Source organism: Lysobacter sp. KIS68-7 (assembly GCF_021284745.1).
Classification (GTDB): domain Bacteria; phylum Pseudomonadota; class Gammaproteobacteria; order Xanthomonadales; family Xanthomonadaceae; genus Noviluteimonas.
Map to the genome: position 1 here is coordinate 167,918 of NZ_CP089925.1, position 14,042 is coordinate 181,959.

Annotated in this window: 6 protein-coding genes; 1 reads left to right on the forward strand and 5 read right to left on the reverse strand. The window is 65.0% G+C overall.

Features of this window, described 5'->3' with window-relative positions; all coding sequences use genetic code 11:
* The first annotated feature begins 14 nt into the window (after positions 1-14).
* On the forward strand, positions 15-860 hold the full coding sequence (locus LVB87_RS00855) for a hypothetical protein (protein WP_232899036.1): 846 nt from the start codon (positions 15-17) through the stop codon (positions 858-860).
* A gap of 29 nt (positions 861-889) precedes the next feature.
* Here the strand turns inward: LVB87_RS00855 and LVB87_RS00860 are convergent, their stop codons facing one another.
* From LVB87_RS00860 to LVB87_RS00880, 5 genes are all read right to left on the reverse strand, one after another.
* Positions 890-2,455, reverse strand: a complete 1,566-nt coding sequence (locus LVB87_RS00860; RefSeq protein WP_232899037.1) for a sulfotransferase — start codon at positions 2,453-2,455, stop codon at positions 890-892.
* Positions 2,452-4,023 carry a sulfotransferase gene (locus LVB87_RS00865; protein WP_232899038.1) on the reverse strand — a complete coding sequence of 524 codons (1,572 nt, stop codon included), beginning with the start codon at positions 4,021-4,023 and terminating at the stop codon, positions 2,452-2,454. Before LVB87_RS00865 ends, LVB87_RS00860 begins: the two co-directional genes overlap by 4 nt.
* A gap of 106 nt (positions 4,024-4,129) precedes the next feature.
* The gene (locus tag LVB87_RS00870) at positions 4,130-7,204 is read right to left on the reverse strand and encodes a TonB-dependent receptor (protein WP_232899039.1); all 3,075 of its coding nucleotides are present in this window, start codon (positions 7,202-7,204) and stop codon (positions 4,130-4,132) included.
* 298 nt (positions 7,205-7,502) lie between these two features.
* Complete coding sequence (locus LVB87_RS00875) at positions 7,503-10,592, reverse strand: TonB-dependent receptor (protein WP_232899040.1); 3,090 nt, start codon at positions 10,590-10,592, stop codon at positions 7,503-7,505.
* A 333-nt stretch (positions 10,593-10,925) separates the two neighbouring features.
* On the reverse strand, positions 10,926-13,940 hold the full coding sequence (locus LVB87_RS00880) for a TonB-dependent receptor (RefSeq protein WP_232899041.1): 3,015 nt from the start codon (positions 13,938-13,940) through the stop codon (positions 10,926-10,928).
* Positions 13,941-14,042 lie beyond the last annotated feature (102 nt).

Consider the following 14,042-nt stretch of genomic DNA (forward strand, 5'->3'; position numbering starts at 1 on the left):
TCACAGGCACCGCCATGCGCAACCTGTTCCGCCACCGATGCCTGACCGTCGCAGCCGCTCTTTTGCTGGCTGCTGGCGCGCATGCGCAGGTGCGTAACAAGCAGGGCACGGTCGAAGTTCCTGTGTATAACCAGGCGAGCGGCAAGGTCGAAGCGGTGCTGCTGCTGGAGCCGACGACCCAGTCGTTCGGCGTCCGCAAGCAATTCAGCGAAGGCGCGATCGAAGCGGCCTTCGGCCTCGGCGACGGCGATTCCCTCGGCCTCCTTTGCGACCGCCAGACGGGCCTGGGCGGCGCGATCTCCAACCTCGCCAACCACTGCCTCCTCGCCTCCATGGGCGACGACGGCACGGAAAGCCACCATTTCAACGCGACCACCGCGTTCAGCCGCAACGGCGGCCGCGTCGGCCTGAGCCTCGGCACCGGCCAGGAAACCCTGCCCGCCTGGCTCAGCCCGAATGCGCGCGGCAAGGTCGAACAGCACGACGTCGCGGTCTTCGGCCAGAAGGACATCGGCCGCGAAGGCTTCATCACCATCGGCGGAACGCTCGCGAAGGCACGACTCGTGTCGGCCGCGGACGAGCCGGAACTCGCCGATCGCTGGAACACCCGCAGCGTCACCATCGGCGGCGGCTACGGCAACTTCAGCGGCAACATCATCGGGCGCGTCATCGACGTCCCCGGCCAGCCGAACCAGTGGCAGGGCCTCGGCCTCGGCTTCACGTGGCGCACGCCCTGGAGCGGGCAGCTCACGGTCGGCGCGGAGAACGTGATCACCCGCGGCAAGAATCCGTTTGCGGTTCCCGCGGGCTCCGAAGAACAGGGCACCGTGCCCTACGTGCAATACCAGCAGGATCTCTGATCCCTGGCACGCGCCTCACGGGCGCGCGCTCATTCCCTGCGCAACGCTTCGATCAACGGCTGCAGCTGCGCCTCGTAGGGCGCCCACTTCGGCGTTTCGCGCGCCACCACCTTGTTGCGCACTTGCACCGCACTCGCGGTGGCCACGCCGCGCTTGCGCTCCTGCATCGCCAGCATCGCCGGATCGAACTCCAGTTCGCAGAACGCGGCGACGTCGCGCATGACGGTGTCGGGGTCGCGCGTGAGCCCGGCATAGTCGACGTCGAAGATGCGTCCCGGCCACACCGTGTGCCAATGCGCCATCAGGCGCTTGTATTGCGCGTGGAAGTCGCCGAGTTCGGCCTGGTCGTAGGAATACGGATTGGCGTCGGAGAACAGCTCGCGCAGGTTCGAGAAGCAGGTTTCCAGCGGGTCCCGCACCATGTGCAGGATCTTCGCGTGCGGCAGCGCGCGGCAGATGAAACCCAGGTTGAGGAAGTTCGACGGCAGCTTGTCGGTGAAATGGCGCTCGCCGGCGAGCCGCCATTCCATGTCGCGCAGGTAGCCCGCGCCGACCGCCGCGAGATCCGCCGCGCCCGACCGTTCGACGATCGTGCGATCGATGACGCCGCGGCAATGGTGGTCGGTCGCCAGGCGCATCTGGCTGGTGAAGTCGTAGAGCTCGCCGACGCCGCGCACGTCCGGATGGCCGTCGAGCAACTGTTCCAGCAGCGTCGTGCCGGAGCGATGCATGCCGACGATGAAGATCGGCGTGCGTGCACCCGGGTCGGGCGTCGCCGCGACATCGCCGGCGGGCACCGCGACCAGGTCGTCGACGAGGGCGCGTGAGTCGGCGGCGCGGTAATCGAGCGTCGCGCGCTTGGTGCGGCACATCAGCTCCAGCGCGGACCAGGCGCCCGGATAATCGCCGAGCTCGTCCAGCGCCTTGTGCAGCGCTTCGGCGAGCTGCGCGACTTCCTGCGGACGCCGTCCCGGCCGCTGCAGCTGCGTATGCAGCTCGGCGACGATGTTCGACGCAGGCGTCTGCTTGCACAGGCGCGAGAGCAACCACCAGCCTTGTGCGATTTCGGGGGCGCGTTTCACTGCGGCGCGCGCATCCTTCTCCGCCTCGTCGAATCGGCCCAGGTACATGAGCACGTGCGAGCGCGCGAGCAGCGTCGGCGGGAACATCGGATCGGCACGGCGTGCCTCATCGAGCAGGGCGAGCGCGCGGTCCTGTTCGTTGAGGTAACTGTATTGCGCCGCGCACACGAGGAGCACCGGGATCGGGACGCTTGCGAGCGGGCCTTGTGCGCGCACGAGTGCGTCGAGTTCGCGCGCGGCATTGAAGGTACGCAGGCGCGGTGCGAGCTCGCGGATCACGCCCGGATCGCGCGGCGCCAGTGCGGCGGCGCGCAGCGCGTATTCGCGCGCGGCGCGATAGCCACCGGCGAGCGACTGCACGTACGACAGCTGCACGAGCACGCGCGCGTCCCTCGGCCGGCGCGCATGCAGCGATTCGAACAAGGCGATCGCCTGCGGCCACTCCTGGCGGCTCGCATGCCATTCGGCCTGGCGCCAGGCCGGGTCGGCCTGCAGGTCCTGCGGGGTGCTCATGCCAAGGCTCCCGCACCGAGGCGATCGACCAGCGGCGCGAGCGGGCCGGCGTAACGACGCCAGGCGCCCACTGCGCGCGCGTGGATCGGTTCGCGCACCTGCGAACTGCTTGCCGTCGACGATGGGGTCGTGTTGCGCGTGATGTCCACCGCGGCGGCATCGAAGGGCAGCCCGCAGAACGCCATCACCGCTTCGGTCGTGCGCTCGGGCTCCGACACCAGCGCTTCGTAGGACACCGCCATGAACCGCCCCGGCAAGCTGCGCTCCCAATGCGCGACGAGCGCGCGGAAGCGCAATGCATGGTCGGCCAGTTCGCCAAGGTCGTAGCTGTAGGCGTAGGCGTCGCCGGCGAACAGCTCCTTGAAGTTCGAGAAGCACGCATCCACCGGCTCCCGCACGAGGCACAGGATGCGTGCCTGCGGCAGCGCGCGCGCGATGAAACCGGCGAAGAAAACGTTGAGCGGATTCTTGTCGACCAGGTGCGTGTGCGTGCCATAGCGATGCGCGGTGCGCGCCATGTACTCGCGGCCCGCGGCATCGAAGTCGATCCGCGACAGACGCTCGACCATCGCCTCGCTCGGCGGCGAGGAGACGAACAGGTCGCCCGCTTCCGCGAGCGCATGCGCAAACGCGTTGAGCTCCCCTGCACTGCCGACCTGCGCGTGGTTGCCGAGGATGCGCTCGAGCACGGTTGTGCCGGATCGCGGCATGCCGACGACGAACAGCGGTGTATGCGGCGCTGGCGTCGCATCAGGCGGCGCCAGCGCCGGTAGTGCGTGCAGCGCGTCGATGCCGCGCGCTTCGGCCGCCGCGTCGTAACGCGCCTGGCTGCGCATCAGTCGTGCACCGGCCGCGAGCTCGCGCCAGGCGGAGTCGGCATCGCCCGCATCGTCGTATTCCTTGAACAACGCGTAGCGCAGGTGCGCCTGCGCGATGGGATCCTGCGCATTCGCGGCAAGCGCCTGCGTGATGCGTGCGACGCGGCTGCGGGGCGGATCGGACTTGGCGTGGTAGGCCAGCGACCAGTGCGCGTAGGGATACGTGGGCGCGAGCGCGATGCTGCGCTCGAATTCGTCCGTGGCCTCGCGCATGCGCCCGGAATAGCGCAAGGCATTGGCGCGCGAGTAATGCAGCAGGTGGTGCGGCTGCGCACGCTGCATCGCCGTGTCGATCAGGCGCAGCGCCGCATCGAACTCGTCGATCAGCCACAGGTGTTGCGACAGCACCGCCGACTGCGCGAGCACCGCGGGTTGCGACCAGTCGGCATCGAGGATCAGGGCGCGCACGCGATCGCGCTCGTCGAACGCGAGCAATCGCATCGTCGCGAACGGCAGCATGTCCCAGCGGCGCATGTCGCCCACGAGGTCCGCGGCCGCGATCGCCTCGCGTCGCGCATCGCGGTAGCGACCCTCGCGCGCGGCGAGCTCGGACAGGCGCAGGCGCACCATCGGTTGGCGCGGCGCCGTCGCGAGGATCGCCTCGTAATGCGCGCGCGCCTGCGACAGCTCGCCCTTCGCTTCGCTCGCCTGGGCCTGCCGCCAGCGCTGTTCCAGTTCCTGTTGCTGCATCGGCGTTCCCGGGGTGGGTCGCCAGCATATCGGAGCGGCTTTCCGCGGCGCAAAAAAAGACGGCCACCCGAAGGTGGCCGTCCTCTTGAAGCTACAACCGTATCGCTTAGAAGTCGTACTGGACCATGAAGCGGACCGAACGCGGCGCCTGGAACGAAGCCGGAGCGAGGTACGTCTCCAGCGGCGTGCCGGTGGCGGCGTCTTCGGCGACTTCGGAGACCGAGGTGACCTTCTGCGAGTTCAGCACGTTGAACACGTCGATCTTGAACTGCAGGCCTTCCGCCCAATTCGGCGCGTAAGCCACGTTCATGTCGATGTTCGTGGTCCACGGCAGACGACCGGCCGTACCACGCGGCACCGGCGAGTTCAGGCAGCGCATGAACGACGAGCCGTACGGGTGCGGGTTGAAGCCCGGGCCCGGCAGCGTGCCCGGAGCGCGGTTCGGGTCGCGGTCGAGGTCGCCGAGGCAGTTGATCGGACGACCCGACTGCACGAGCAGGTTCGTACCGACCGACCACTGGTCGGTGATCTCGTAGTTGCCGAACAGCTTCAGGCTGTGGCGACGGTCGTTCGGCAGGTAGCCGTACGTGTCGACGGTCAGCTCGATGTAGTCGAAGTCCTGCGTGACCGAGGTGTTGTTCTGGCCGATGTCCGACTTCACGCCGCCTTCGGTGTTACCGATCGACTTGGCGTAGGTGTACGAACCCTGCAGGAAGAACTTGTCCCAGTTGCCGTCGAAGAAGAACTCCATCGCCTGGTACTTACGCTTGGCCTTCGGGCTGAGCGTGGCACCCGGAACGGTGACGGTGGTCAGGTTGCCGTTGTTCTGGAAGTCGGTCACGAAGATCGCGTCCGCACCCGGGTTGAACATGCGGCAGTACGGGAAGCCATCGTTCGGGATGACCGCCGCTTCACCAGCGCTGTTCAGCCACGCACCAGCAGCGTCGTCGTAGTTGTAACCACCGGCGTGCATGACGGCCGTGTAGTCGCAGTTGTCGTCGATCGCGGCCTTCAGGTTGCGGTAGATCGCGCGGACGCCGAGCGAGAAGTGATCCGTCAGCGCCTTCTGCATGCCGAGGATGTACTCGTCCTGGTACATCGGATCCAGGTTCTTCGAAGCGATCGTCAGCGGGTTCTTCGGCGTGCCGGCTTCGCCGTTCACGTAGCGGAAGGTGCCGCGGCTGGTCGCGCCGTTGTGCACGTACGGGTTGCCGGCGGCGTCCAACGGGGCGCCGGTCAGCGGGTCGACGGTGCCGCCCACGGTCGTGAAGTTGTAGTCCTCACGCGTGAAGAGCGACTGCGAGGCACCACGGACCGCGACGCTCGGGGTGAGCGGCAGGGCGTAGCGACCGGCGTTGCCGAACACCTTGAACGTCGAGTCACCGAAGACGTCCCACGAGAAGCCGAGGCGCGGGCCGAACTGGTTGTTGATCTTGACGAACGTGTTGCCCAGGCCGTCGATGTTCTCGAACGTATCCCAACGACCGCCGAGGTAGGCGATGAAGTTGTCGGTGATGTTCCAGGAATCCTGGATGTAGTACGCGTGCTGCTTGACCTTGTTCGTCGAACCCTGGTTGACGATCTGCTCGCGAACGCGATCGACGTCGTCAGGCGTGTCGAGCACGCCGTCCGGACCGGCGGCGGTCGAGTAGCGCCATTGGCGGCCGCCTTCGATCGACTGGCCGGCGATGGACTCGTAGTTGTCCACGTCGTAACCGAAGCGGACCAGGTGGTCGCCCAGCTGCCATTCGGCGTCGATGCGGAACTGGTCACGCTTGTCGCCCGAGTCGGTACGATCGATCGAACCGCCGGTGATGTTGCACTGGCTGACGTACGTACCGGTGATGTTGCGGCGGTACGCGCGACGCGCGTCCGTGATGACCGGGCAGCCCGACGCCGGGTTGTTCAGGTCGCCGGAGTAGGCCACGTCCACGCCGCCTGCGGTGCGCAGGTGCTGCGAACGCGAGAACTCACCGTGGCCGTACAGGGCCGACAGGGTGAACGTGTCGGTCAGGAAGCCGGTGTACTTCAGGATGTAGTTGTCGCCACCCTGTTCGGCGAAGTTCGTGCCGATCAGCGCACCGCGGTCGAGCGAGCCCGGGACGTTGCTGTAAACGTCGGTGTCCGTCTTCTGCTTGTCGGAGAAGGCGGTCAGTTCGAGCAGGTTGCTGTCGGTGATGTTCCAGTCCATCTTCAACAGCCAGGCCGGGGTCTTGGCAGCGGCGCTGGTGTTGGTGGAGGAAACGATCGAACCGAACGCTTCGTCATCCTGCTTGCGGTAGGAGACGAGGCCGTAGGCGAACAGCTTGTCCTTGATCAGGGCACCGGAGGCCCAGGCCGAGGCGACCCACTGGTTGGTGGTGTCGTTCGAGTTGTCCTGGCGCAGCGTGCCGTTGGTCAGGAACACGTCCTTGCCGTTTTCGCGCAGTTCTTCCGGAGCCCAGAAGACGTTGCCGCCGGCGTGGAAGTCATTCGTACCGCGCTTGGTGATCTGGTTGACCACGCCACCGAGCGAGCGGCCGAATTCGGCGCCGTAACCACCGGTCTTGATCTGCTGTTCCTGGATCGCTTCGAACGGAACGTTCGAGAAGTTCAGGCTGCGGAACGAGTTGGTGATGTTGAAGCCGTTGACGTAGTACTGGTTTTCCGCGACGGACGCGCCGCCGAACGAAGCCAGGTTGCCGAACGCGGCGTCGCCACGCACGGTGCCCGGGGCGAGCAGCGCCACCGAGGTCGTGTCGCGCGGAACCGGGATCTTCGCGATCTGTTCGGCCGTCAGGATGGTGGTCGACTCGACCGACGAGACGTCGATCGGGTTGATCGCACCGGCGCCGACGACTTCGATCGTGTCGAGCTCACCGCCCGATGCGGCGACGAAGTCGACGTTGGCAGCCGTACCGACGCTCACGTTGACAGTGCGCGGGGCACCGCCGTTGCGCGAGACCTGGTACTGGCCGATCGGCAGCTGCGAGAAACGGTAGGCGCCATCGGCGCCGACGGTGATCGTGCGCGAGAAGCCGGTGGTCGGATTGGTAACGGTGATGGTGTCGCCCGATGCAGCCTGACCGGTGACCGCACCCGCGGTATTGGTCTGTGCGGAGACGCCGCCGACGAAGCAGAGACCGAGTGCAACGGTCAGCGCGCTTCGCTTCAAGCCTTTCGACAGGTACTGAGAAGCCATGTGTATGAAACCCCCAAGGGACTTGTTTGATCTGGTGTACGCAACGTCAGCCGCAATTGGCGACCGACCGACTCTACAGTCGAAACAAATCCTTAACAAGGCCTTTTCTGGACTTTAAGAACCCAATTTCGCATTCAGGCGGGAAATCATCCTAAGCGCCTGAAATAGCGGGATTTCCGGGTTCTGTGACGGCGCACACGCAGTGACCCGGAGGGTCCAATTCATTCGCTTTTTGTTAGCCAAAACGCAGGACGGCCGCCTTTCGGCGGCCGTCCCGTCCCACTTTTGCTGCAGTGCGTCAGAACTCGTACTGGACCATGAAGCGGATCGAGCGCGGCGCCTGGAAGCTCGCCGGCTGCAGGTACTGCTCGGACGGCAGGCCGGTTTCCGGCACTTCCGCGGTTTCGATCACCGAGGTGACCTTCTGCGAGTTCATGATGTTGAAAACGTCCATCTTGAACTGCAGGCCCTTCGCCCAACCCGGCGAGTACGCGACATTCAAGTCGATGTTCGTGGTCCACGGCAGGCGACCTGCGGTACCACGCGGCACCGGCAGGTTGTTGCAGCGCATGAACGACGAACCGTACGGGTGCGGGTCGTAGGTCGCGTCGATGGGCGGCGTACCAGGCGCACGGTTCGGGTCGCGATCGAGCACGCCGATGCAGTTGAGCGGACGGCCCGACTGGATCAGCAGGTTCGCGCCCATGGACCACTCATCCGTGATCGAGTAGTTGCCGAACAGCTTCAGCGTGTGGCGGCGATCGTTCGGCAGGTAGCCGTACGTATCCTGGGTCAGCTCGATGTAGTCGAAGTCCTGCGTGACGCTGGTGTCGTTCTGCCCGATGTCCGACTTCACGCCGCCTTCGGTGTTACCGATCGACTTGGCGAAGGTGTACGAACCCTGCAGGAAGAACTTGTCCCAGTTGCCGTCGACGAAGAACTCCATCGCCGTATAGTTGCGCTTCGCCTTCGGCGAGAGGCGCGCACCCGGGATGGTGTTGGTCGTCAGCACGCCGTTGCCGAGCAGGTCGGTGACGAACACCGCGTCGCTGCCGGGGTTGAACATGCGGCAGTACGGGAAGCCGGGGTTCGGCAGCACGGCCACGTCGCCGTTGGCGTTGACGAAGCCACCGACGTTGCCGTCGTAGGAGAACCCGTTCGCGTCGAGCACGGCGGTGTAATCGCAGTTGTCGTCGATCGCCTGCTTCAGGTCGCGATAGATCCCGCGGATGCCCAGGGAGAAGTGGTCCGTCAGCATCTTCTGGAAGCCGAGGATGTATTCGTCCTGGTACATCGGGTCGAGGCTCTTCGACGCGATGGTCACCGGGTTCTTGCCGCGACCGTCTTCCGAGTTGAGGTAGCGGAACGTGCCACGGCTTTCGGCGTTGCCCGAGGTGTATTCCACGCCGTTGACGTCCAGCGGCGCGCCCGTGATCGGGTCGACCGTGCCGCCCACCGAAGTGAAGTTGAAGTCCTCGCGGCTGAACAACGAAGCCGATGCACCGCGGACGGCCACGCTGGGCGTCAGCGGCAGCGCGTAGCGGCCTGCGTTACCGAACACCTTGAACGTCGAGTCACCGAAGACGTCCCACGAGAAGCCGAGGCGCGGGCCGAACTGGTTGTTGATCTTGACGTAGCTTTCGCCGGCGCCGTTGAGGTTTTCGAAGGTATCCCAGCGGCCGCCGATGTAGGCGATGAAGTTGTCGGTGATGTTCCAGGAGTCCTGGATGTAGTACGCGTGCTGCTTCACCTCGACCGTGGCGCCCTGCTGGAAGAACTGCTGGCGCACGCGGTCGACGTCGTCGGCCGTGCCCAGGACGCCGTCGGCACCCGCGGCCGTCGTGTAGCGCCACTGGTAACCACCTTCGATCGCAACGCCGGCCTTGGACGTGAAGTTGTCCTCGTCGTAGCCGAAGCGCAGCAGGTGGTCGCCCAGCTGCCACTCGGCGTCGACGCGGAACTGCTTGCGCGTATCGCCCGAGTCGGTGCGGTCGATGGTGCCGCCGGTGATGTTGCAGGTGCTCGCGTACGTGCCGGTGATGTCGCGGCGGAACTGCGGACGCGCATCGACGATCTGCGGGCAGCCCGTACCGGTCGAGTTGATGTCACCGGTGTATCGCACGTCCAGGCCGTTGGCCGTGCGCAGGTGCTGCGAGCGGGAGAACTTGCCGTACCCGTACAACGCCGACAGGGTGAAGGTGTCGGTGAGGTAGCCGGTGTATTTCAGGATGTAGTTGTCGCCACCCTGTTCCTGGAAGTTCATGCCGAGGAACGAACCGCGCTGCGTCACGCCCAGCGGGTTGTTGTAAACCGTCTGGTCGGTGTTCTGCTTGTCGGAGAACGCCGTGAACTCGAGGATGTGCTTGTCGGTGATGTTCCAGTCCATCTTCAAGAGCCAGGTCGGGCTCTTGATTTCGTCGTGCACGTTGGTCGAGGCGACGATGGAACCGAAGGTTTCGTTCTGCACGTAGTTATAGGAGAACAGGCCATAGGCGAACAGCTTGTCCTTGACCAGCGCGCCACCCGCCCAGACCGAGGCCGAGTAGCCCTCGACGCTGTCCTGCGAGTTGTCCTGGCGCAGCGTGCCGTTGGTCAGGTAGACGTCCTTGACGTCCTCGCGGCCCCAGTCGGGCCGCCAAAAGACGTTGCCGCCGGCCTTGAACTCGTTCGTACCGCGCTTGGTGATCTGGTTGACCACGCCACCGAGCGAACGGCCGAATTCCGCGCCGTAACCACCGGTCTTGATCTGCTGTTCCTGGATCGCCTCGAACGGCACCTGCGAGAAGTTGAGGTTGCGGAACGAGTTGGTGATGTTGAAGCCGTTGACGTAGTACGCGTTCTCCGCGACCGACGCGCCACCGAAGGACGCGAGGTTGCCGAACGCCGCGTCGCCGCGGACCGTGCCGGGGGCAAGCAGCGCGACGCTGGTGGTGTCGAGCGGGACCGGGATCTTCGCGATCTGTTCGGCCGTGAGGATGGTGGTGGATTCGACGGACGTGACGTCGATCGGGTTGATCGCGCCGGTACCGACGACTTCAACGGTTTCGAGTTCCTGGCCCGGCGCGGCGGCCGGCGTCGCGGAGTAGTCCACGTTCGCGGCGGTGCCGACGTTGACGGTCACCTGCCGCGGCGATCCGCCGTTGCGCGTGACGGTGTACTGGCCGATGGGCAACTGCGAGAAACGGAACGAGCCGTCCGCGCCTGCCGTGATGGTGCGTGAAAAGCCTGTTGCCGGGTTGGAGACGGTGATCGTGTCGCCGGACGCGGCGCGACCCGCCACGGCACCTGCCGTATTGGTCTGGGCCTGCACGCCGCCGATGAAACACAGGCCGAGTGCAGCTGCGAGCGTCGTGCGCTTGAGGCGCCGTGAGAATCGATTTGAAGCCATTGCCATTCCCTCCTGCCGTTGGACGAAGAAGAAAGTGCGTAGGCCATCACGCTGGCCAATGCGGCCGACTATGGACTCGCAACGAATCCTTAACCAGCCCCTTCCCAGTGCGTAACGAAAAAAAGCAACGCGAATTCAGCTGCGGAGAAAGGGCCAAGCGCCTGATTTGACGGGAAAACTTCCACGGCCCGTTGGGGGCATTTCTCTGCCGTTTGCCGACGAACGGTAGGCCCGCCGTGGCCGCCCTAGGGCCCGGGAGCGTTTACAGCGGCCATGAAAAAGGCCGCCGGCTTTCGCCGGCGGCCCTGGGTGTTGCAACTCAACGCGTGGCTATCAGAACTCGTAACGGGCGGTGAAACGCACGTAACGCGGGGCCTGGAAGTTCAGGTCGTTGAGGAAGTCCGGGTCACGCACCTGCGCACCGGCGTTGACCTGCGAAGCTTCGTTGTACTCGGTCACCGTACCGGCGTTGAGCACGTTGAAGACCTTCATCTGCAGGGTCAGGCCTTCGAGCCAGTTCGGCGTGTAGGACACGCCCACGTCGAAGGTCTTCATCCACGGGGTGCGGCCGTACTCGCCACGGTTGGTCAGGCGGTAGCGCGTGCCGGTATCCGGGTCGACGATCGGGCCCGACGGGTCGATGCAGTAGAAGCTCGAGCCGCTGTAGTTGCCGATCGAACCCGCATCCGGCTCGCCGATGCCGAGGCCGCCGACCGGCACGAAGCCGTTGCAGTTGACCGGACGGCCCGACTGGATCAGCGCGTTGCCGCTCACCGACCACTCGTCGGTGATGTCGTAGGCGCCGAACAGCTTCAGCGTGTGGCGACGATCGTTCGGCAGGTAGCCGTAGGAGCCGTCTTCGAACGCAGCGAAGTCGAAGTCCTGCGTGGCGCCCGCGTCATCCTGCTCCAGCGTCGAGTTCACGTAACCTTCGACGTTGCCGATGCTCTTGGCGAAGGTGTACGAACCCTGCAGGTACCAGCCGTCGGACTTGGCGCGCTCCCAGAAGAATTCCACCGCGTGGTACTTGCGCTGGTACTCCGGCAGGCCGAGGTACGAGGCCGGCACGTTGTAAACCTGCAGGGTGCCCGAGTTCGTCGGGTCGAGCGCGATCGAGACGTCCTTGCCCGGGTTGATGATGTAGCAGGTCGGCATGTCGATGCCGAGGCCGTCCTGCGAGAAGCCCAGGCCATCCGGATCGGACACGACTGGCACGATGCCCTGATCGCGCGCCCACTGGTCGAAACCGTTGTGGGTGCACGCGTCGTCCATGCCCGCCTTCACTTCGCGGCTGATGCCACGGATGCCGAGCGACCACTTGTCGTTCAACTGCATCTGCATGCCCAGGATGAACTCGTCCTGGTACATCGGCTTGAGGTTGGTGGCGGCGACGGTGCGCGGATCCGGCGGGGTGAACGAGCCATTGACGTTGGTGTCGATGACCACGTCGCCCAGCTGCGGGGTGCCGTCGGCGTTGATACCGTTGAGCATGTACCAGGTTTCGTCGCTGTACTCGTAGCCCGAGCCACGGATGTTCGTGTTGGACGCGACCGGGATGTAGTAACGGCCGGCGTTGCCGAACACCTTGAACGTCGAGTCACCGTTGACGTCCCACGAGAAGCCGATGCGCGGCGCCCACAGGGTGTCGGACTTGATGAAGGTGACGTTGTCGGCGTTCTTGTTCTCGAACGTTTCGGCACGGATGCCGCCGTAGATCATCAGCTTGTCGTTGAGCTGCCAGCTGTCTTCCAGGTAGGCGGCCTGGTTGATCACGTCGAACGAACCGCTCTGGCCGAACGTGGTACGACGACGCGCGACGTCGCCGATGTCGACGCCGAAGATGTCGATCGAACGGAAGTAGCGGAAGTACTCGCCACCGGAATACGTCGTGCCGGCGTGCGTGGACTCGTACTTCTCCTGGTCGATGCCGAAGCGCAGCTTGTGCGAAGACACCTGCCATTCCGCGTCGATGCGCCAGGCGCGACGGTAGTCCATGTCGCCGCCGTGGAAGGCGTTGTCACGGACGGTGAACTGGTCGGGGTTCCAGCAGCCGATCGGGTTCAGCGTCAGGTTCGGGTCGCGGCTGTCGTAGATCGCGGGGCACTCGGCGCCCGGCAGCGACTTCTGGTAGTTGTTGACGTTGCTGAGGTAGCCGTACTGGGCCGCGATGGTGAAGGTGTCGGTGATGTAGCCGGTGTACTTGCCGATGTAGACCTCGCCACCGTTCTCCAGCGTCGAGTTGCTCGCCGGGCCGCTGTGGCTCGTCGGGAACGGGACGTCGGGGAAGTTGTAGGACGTGCGCTCACGCGTGTCCTTGTTCCAGATCCCCGTCAGTTCGAAGATGTGGTTGTCGGTAAGGTTCCAGTCCAGCTTCAGCATGCCGCTCGGATCGGTGTAGCTGTCGTGCGTCGAGCCGGCGTCGGTGAAGTTGTCGAACGTCTGGTCCTGGCCCTGGATCAGGCCGAAGAAGAACAGCTTGTCCTTGATCAGCGGGCCGCTGCCGAAGACGTTGTAGGTCAGCTGGTCGGATTCGTTCGAGGAACGGTAGACGATGCGCTGGCCTTCGAGATCCGGGTTGCGCGAGTACACGTCCTTGCCGCTTTCCTGCGCCCAGTCGGGGGCCCAGTACACGCTGGCGCCGCCGTGCCAATCATTCGTACCGCGCTTGGTCACGATGTTGACCACGCCGCCGAGCGAACGGCCGAACTCGGCGCCGTAGCCGCCGGTCTTGACCTGCTGCTCGCCGATCGCGTCGAACGGAAGGTCCGCGAACGAAACGAAGTTGCGGATGTTCGTGACGTCGAAGCCGTTGATGTAGTAACCGTTCTCCGCGACGGACGCGCCGCCGAACGAAGCGAGGTTGCCGAAGCCCGAGTCACCGCGGACGGTACCCGGCGCGAGCAACGCCACGTTGGTCACGTCGCGCGCCACCGGCAGCTGGTCGATCTGCTCGGCGGTGAACACCGTGGTGGATTCGACCGACGAGACGTCGATCGGGTTGAAGCTCGTCGCGCCGACCACTTCGACCGCATTGAATTCCTGCTGGGCGAAGCTGACGGTGCTACCGGTACCGACCTTGACCTGAACGTCACGGCTGGAGCCACCCGAGGTCACCTTGTAGTGGCCGGGCGCGAGCTGCGGGAAGTTGAAGCGGCCGTTGGAATCGACCGTCACTTCGCGCGAAACGCCGGTGTCGACGTTCTGGATGGTGACGGTCGAACCAGCCGCCGCGTCACCGTTGATGGAGCCGACCGAGCTCTGCGCGTAGACGCCGCCTGCAAAGCACAGGCCCAGCGCCAGCGTCAGCGCGCTGCGCTTGAAGCCTTTGGAGAACTGCCTGGAAGCCATTATTCCCCCCACGGGAAGTTGAATAAAGAAAGTCACAGCCCAATGCGGTCATGACCAACCGACTATAGGCGAAATAACAAATTCGTCACAACTGCCCAATGC

What these genes read in the sequence shown, in the direction of transcription:
- LVB87_RS00855 (WP_232899036.1), top strand. Translation starts at nt 15, where the DNA reads ATGCGCAACCTGTTCCGCCACCGATGCCTGACCGTCGCAGCCGCTCTT.
- LVB87_RS00860 (WP_232899037.1), bottom strand. Translation starts at nt 2,455, where the DNA reads ATGAGCACCCCGCAGGACCTGCAGGCCGACCCGGCCTGGCGCCAGGCC.
- LVB87_RS00865 (WP_232899038.1), bottom strand. Translation starts at nt 4,023, where the DNA reads ATGCAGCAACAGGAACTGGAACAGCGCTGGCGGCAGGCCCAGGCGAGC.
- LVB87_RS00870 (WP_232899039.1), bottom strand. Translation starts at nt 7,204, where the DNA reads ATGGCTTCTCAGTACCTGTCGAAAGGCTTGAAGCGAAGCGCGCTGACC.
- LVB87_RS00875 (WP_232899040.1), bottom strand. Translation starts at nt 10,592, where the DNA reads ATGGCTTCAAATCGATTCTCACGGCGCCTCAAGCGCACGACGCTCGCA.
- LVB87_RS00880 (WP_232899041.1), bottom strand. Translation starts at nt 13,940, where the DNA reads ATGGCTTCCAGGCAGTTCTCCAAAGGCTTCAAGCGCAGCGCGCTGACG.